Genomic DNA, 2,811 nt, shown 5'->3' with positions numbered 1-2,811 from the left:
CCACACCCCACACCCCACACCCTACACCCTACACCCCACACCCCACACCCCACACCCTACACCCCACACCCCACACCCCACACCCTACTTTAATTGGTTTAATAATTGTTGTGTCACCACATCGGGATGCTGCGCTTCCATGATGGCCCGGACTACAGCTACCTGTTGCGCTCCTGCCTCTAAAACCTCTTTAATGTTACTACTATCAATACCACCGATCGCAAACCAGGGTAAAGGGCAATTTTCCCGCGCATAACGGACATATTCCAATCCTGCCGGGGTTTTTCCTGCTTTGGTGGGGGTGGCATAAACCGGCCCGACTCCCACATAATCGGCCTTTTCTTGGATTGCTTTGGCCATCTCTTGGGGATTAGTGGTGGACCGGCCGATAATTGCCCCAGGACCGAGAAATTGCCGCGCTAGGGAAATCGGTACATCCTGTTGACCGAGATGAACACCATCGGCATGAATGGCCTGAGCAATATCGACGCGATCGTTCATAATAAACAAAGCATCGTAACGGTGGCATAACTCACACAGTTTAGCGGCTTCTTCTAAACGAATGGTATCAGCGGCGGTTTTATGGCGGTACTGCACCAATTTTAACCCCCCTTTTAGGGCTAATTCGACGATTTCTAGCAGATTTTCGGCAGGAGAAGTGACTAGATAGAGGGGAGATGCTTGCAGTTTTTCCAGAGGTGGCGAGATTAATAGTTTACTCTCTAGCTGATAAACCCGATAGCGCAGCTGTTTACAGGCTATCCCTAGCTCCAGATCATAGAGTTTACCGTATTCTTCTAAAACCCTAAAAGCCTCCTGTACGCGAGCGAGATTGGCCTGCAGCAGTCCCTCGACAGTCTCCCGGATTTCTTCCCTGGGATGGCTTAAATCCCTGCCGATATCGCCGGCTGTGTCCCGATGTAGTTTAAGATCGATCGAGTGCCAACTAGCTAATTGATGGCGCATTTCTTTACATTCTTGGGCTAAATCGGGATTATCTAAGCCAAAACGACACCATTCTTCGATAATTCGCAGTCCTTCTCTGGCGCGGTCAAGGTTAGCATCGAGAATCCGTTTAATCGCCGTGGTTTCTAGTTTCATTTGCCGTTAATGTGGATGTCAATATAGCCGTCAGCCAATTTGATCCCCCTCAATCCAGCTTGGAAAAGGGAACTTTCCTGGTTTTCCCCCCTTTTTTAAGGGGGGCAAGGGGTAGGGTTGATTCATGAATCAACCCTACCTTGAATCAACCCTAGGGCAAGGGGGGATCATATTCTCTTTATCATCTCAAATATTACTATTCTTGGCCCTGGTTCGGGGAACAGTAGAGGCGGCATCAGACAGGCAACAAAGAGGGAGGAGAAACCCAGGCCAAGGATAATTTTAAGCCACACGGACATCCTTAAGCGCCCCTAGGTATTCTAGTAATTGCTGATGAGCCGGGTTATGTAGTGGGTAGAGATGATCGTAACAGATGGTGACGAGGGCTTGCAGATCGTCCACTAAATCCTCAGCTGCAATGGATTCCTGGGGTTGATTGAGGATAATGACTTGGATTTTGAAGAGACGGCACAAACCCAAAATAAAATCATGACAAAAGAGACTAATAGTTTCCGCATGGGTTAAAACTAGACATTTCACCTCACCCTGACAAATCATCTTCACTAGACGCATAAAATTAGGGTGATTGTGGCTGACTCCGTCGCCGATATCGGTGAGAATTTCAAAGGGTTGACCCTGCTGATGGCAAAATTCTTCTAACGCTTTTATCTGGGTGTCTAATTGGGGTTTTTGTTCAGGTCGATTAACACGAGCATAGCCAATAATCAATGGGGTTGCTTGACCAGATTGTAAGAGATCTTCCGGTCGAAATCGGCGATGACCGCCGCGGGTACGAATTGAGACAATTTTACCCTGTTGTTCCCAGCGCCGGAGGGTTTTAATGCTAACTCCGAGTAAATCGGAAGCTTCTCGAATAGTGATGAGGGTATTCATATAATAAGCTGTTAAGTAGGGTTTGCGGCAAAAAGTTTGTTGGTGGGGCTAGGAGACAGGAGACAGGAGACAGCTTTTGTGTATTCTCCCCACTTGCCACTTGCCACTTTTAAGTCAGGAGTCAGTAAGAATTGCGGCAATTTACATTTCTTAAGATAGAGAACAGAATTTATGTCCGACTACTTAACTTAACCCAGTTTTAATTAAAGAAATTTCTCGAGAGAGAATCGTCCAACTTTAGACAGTCAGTTGTCCACTTTTATACTGCCATTGCCCTACGCTGGTAACTATAGATGATTTAGGAAAATTAGTCATACCTCTTTAGATAGAGATATTCAACGGGATTTTTGGTCTTTCTAAAACCTGAGTTTGTCCGGGGGTTTTGGGGTGACATTTTTGTGGGAGCAAAAGGAAGTTACTGTAGGGATGAATTGCCTTCCCCCCGTTTTCCCCGTTAGGGAGTTGATTGCCATCGAACTCCAGTTTTGACTGTCAAGACTGTTAAGTTTTATACATTGTACCTCTCTTGATTAAGTTTTGTAAAGAATTGAGAGATTTTTTTTAAGTAGGGTTTGCGGCAAAAAGTTTTTCAGCAAACCCTAGGTACTGTCGAAAAATAATTTTGGTTCTTCGGTTTGTCTTATGCAACGTACAGGATTATAAGGAATGAAACCCTTATAGAGAAAGACATTTGGCGATTTTTGTCAATTGTTTGCGATCTGGAGCGAACTAATCAATTAAATCTCTTGCCAGATAAGGATTGAGTCGATTTATGCCCCCCTATCGAACCATAACAAGTCCCGAAGAGCCATAAAT

The 2,811-nt window shown here is 45.5% G+C and carries 2 protein-coding genes; both read right to left on the bottom strand.

Features of this window, described 5'->3' with window-relative positions; all coding sequences use genetic code 11:
* Positions 1-84 precede the first annotated feature (84 nt).
* Positions 85-1,101 (bottom strand): thiamine phosphate synthase, encoded by a 1,017-nt coding sequence (locus PX482_RS27405; protein WP_288123271.1) that lies wholly within the window; start codon positions 1,099-1,101, stop codon positions 85-87.
* A 282-nt stretch (positions 1,102-1,383) separates the two neighbouring features.
* Positions 1,384-1,995 carry an IS607 family transposase gene (locus PX482_RS27400; RefSeq protein ID WP_288093814.1) on the bottom strand — a complete coding sequence of 204 codons (612 nt, stop codon included), beginning with the start codon at positions 1,993-1,995 and terminating at the stop codon, positions 1,384-1,386.
* Positions 1,996-2,811: the final 816 nt, after the last annotated feature.

Origin of the sequence: Microcystis sp. M53602_WE12 (assembly GCF_030065455.1) — a bacterium.
Taxonomy (GTDB): domain Bacteria; phylum Cyanobacteriota; class Cyanobacteriia; order Cyanobacteriales; family Microcystaceae; genus Microcystis; species Microcystis aeruginosa.
This window is presented reverse-complemented; position numbering and strand designations above follow the sequence as displayed.